General features: G+C 52.3%; 2 protein-coding genes. Both read right to left on the reverse strand.

Features of this window, described 5'->3' with window-relative positions; translation table 11 throughout:
• On the reverse strand, positions 1-1,535 hold a 1,535-nt coding region (locus H6F43_RS01300; protein ID WP_190340217.1), incomplete at its 3' end, for a CHASE2 domain-containing protein.
• A gap of 17 nt (positions 1,536-1,552) precedes the next feature.
• The coding region (locus H6F43_RS01305; RefSeq protein WP_190340218.1) for a DUF1822 family protein at positions 1,553-2,530 on the reverse strand (978 nt) is incomplete at its 5' end.

Below are 2,530 nucleotides of genomic sequence, written 5' to 3' on the forward strand. Positions count from 1 at the left end.
CAAATTGCTACTAGCCGTTTATTCTGTTGCAGTTGCTTGACTAAACTCGGATACTTCAAGCTAGTTGAAAAATCGCGGTAGATGTCCAATCCAATCACACGCGGTTGATACTGATCCAATTTCTGCAACAGGCGATCGAGCGTTTTATCAGATAGCGATCCGCGTCGCTGATCGGATTCTTGCGCCTGAATTTCTGCCTCATTGATCGTCACAATTAACAATCGAGCATCCGGAGTTTCAGTGGGTTTAAACGCAAGCAGTCGATCGTACGCCCAGAGTTCCAATGGTTGCAAAACTCCAAGCGATCGCACAGCCAGCACCAAGCTAGTCACCGCAATGCTGCTCAGTAAAGCACGAGCAAATTTGACCTTTGGTTGTACTATCCCGGAGGAATACGTTTGAATTTTGAGCGGCTTGGATACCTCACGTTTGTCGCACCAGTCTTGCCACAGAGGAGGCTGTTCGGCTGGGTTTTGGCAAATAACAGGTAGCCACGTTGCACACAAAAACTCTGATTCAAGTCCCTGAAGTTTTTCCCTGGCTTCCCGAACAGCTAAATAAAACGATCGTCCCCCTGAAAATGCAATCAGGAAATGTTTGAGAAAGGCTTGGGCAACGCGATCGGGAACGGGTTCTCGCATCACAATTACCTGCGGAATTTGCAGATCTGCTAAATCCCACGCCAGTGCCAATCCGTCGCAAGAGTTGAAAATGGCGAGTTTTAAGCCACGCTCGATCGCTTTTTTTAAGCCATACCGCAACTGATCCAGCGTTAAGGTATCCGTCCGATTAATTTGAATCTGTCCAACTGTTTGACTAGAACTGTGACCTGCAAAAAACAGCAGGTCCCAACCCGCCTCCCAAAGGTGTTGATTCAAAGATTCCAAATCTGGCTCAACTAATAGCGTTAATTCGGTATCGGGTAGCTGTTCTAGCAGTTGTCGATCGGCGGCAACGTTGATTCCTTGACTGTTGCCTAAAATGGCTAAAATTTTGACTTTTTTGTGAGGCGATTCGTCTGTTTTGATTGATTGCGTGTACTCCGGCAAACTCACAGCAATTTCTGCTTTCGGATAATCCTCAAGGAATTGCCAGAGATGCCAGGGAAGCCGCAGCAGTTGACGATCGTCTGCGGTAATAATCAGGCGAATGTCATCGGTGCGGTTTAAATGCGTGCGCAGTTGACGATCGATTTTGGTAAAGGAATCGACACTCAGCCACGCATTGAGACGCTGCTGAAATTCCTTGCAGAGGTGTTTAAATTCCGCTTCTGAAACATCGGTAATGTAGGTTTCGTCGTCTTCAATTTCAAAGGCATTGGCAGACCGCACCTGCCGCCAGCCGCGATGAGCATACAATGCTTCGTAGAGGTGCTGCCAGCGAGAATAGAGCAACGTAAACTCCGGTGCAGGCGGCAAACTTCCCGTGATCTGCATTGGCGTCAGGCTGTCAGCAACCCAAAGTTGAGCGGTGACGATCGCACAGCCTTGGCTCCAATCTCCCTTACCCAAATTTAGGACAACCAGCTGCCCCATGCCGATCGCACGCACCGTCAACTCACAAATGCTTCCATCACGCTAACATCTGCAATGGCTACTCCCAAGCGAAACTGCGTTCCAGGCGCACACTTGAAGCGGCGCAATTGAATGTAGCTACTGTCGCTTCCCGCCTGTACCGATTGCAGTACGTCTCCTGTTGGAGACAGCAACGACAACTGCAAGGTTTCCGGCAGAGTGGCTCCCCGCTCCTGAGGCAGTAGCTGTACCCAAATCCGCCGCCTGCTGTCCGACTCGATCGCCAGCGCAACCACAAGCAGCACATCCGGTAGCTCGCCACCCAATTGAATCCGCTTCACTCGTCGTATGCTCGGAGGCACGTCGTCATCGCGCCGGAAATTAAAGGCGAGGCTGGCAGGGCTAACGATCGTTTCCATCGCCTGCCACCCTGCATCGAACACCTCCTGTAACCACTGGCTCAAATTCACTAACGGCTGCGATCGGTCCTCCATTCGCTGACCTTGCCGATGCTCCGTCAACCGCTGCCGCCACGCGGGTTGCAGAAGTAGCCCTGCCCACTGCTCAAACGGCACCTGCAAGCGCGGGAGGTCGATCGACGGTGCCAAGCGCTGGATCAATTCCTCTGCTTGAACTTGGGATAAAGCAGCCACAGACGGTACTGCCACACGGGTCGGCTCTGGGGCAAGCTGCTGCATCACCCAAAAAACCGTCATGTCATCGATCAGGCGGCTGCCGTCCAGACAGTAGGTGCGATCGTTCGCATCGTAGCTGCCAGATGTTTTGAGCGTTTCATGCGTTGTGTAGCCCCAGATGTGCAGCCGTTGCTCGTCGGCATCCACTTCCACTGCCAAGTAGTAATCTGCCACCCAGGCTGGAATGTCAATCCACTCCTGCGGCACGCGAAACTCGCTTCGATCCATTGCCTCCGTAGGTATCAGCACCAGCCGCCGCGACCCCAACGTCACTGCACTACCATCGAGCAGTTCCCAAACGACCCGATCGCCCACCTCGAT

Source organism: Leptolyngbya sp. FACHB-36, from assembly GCF_014695955.1.
Classification (GTDB): domain Bacteria; phylum Cyanobacteriota; class Cyanobacteriia; order Leptolyngbyales; family Leptolyngbyaceae; genus FACHB-36.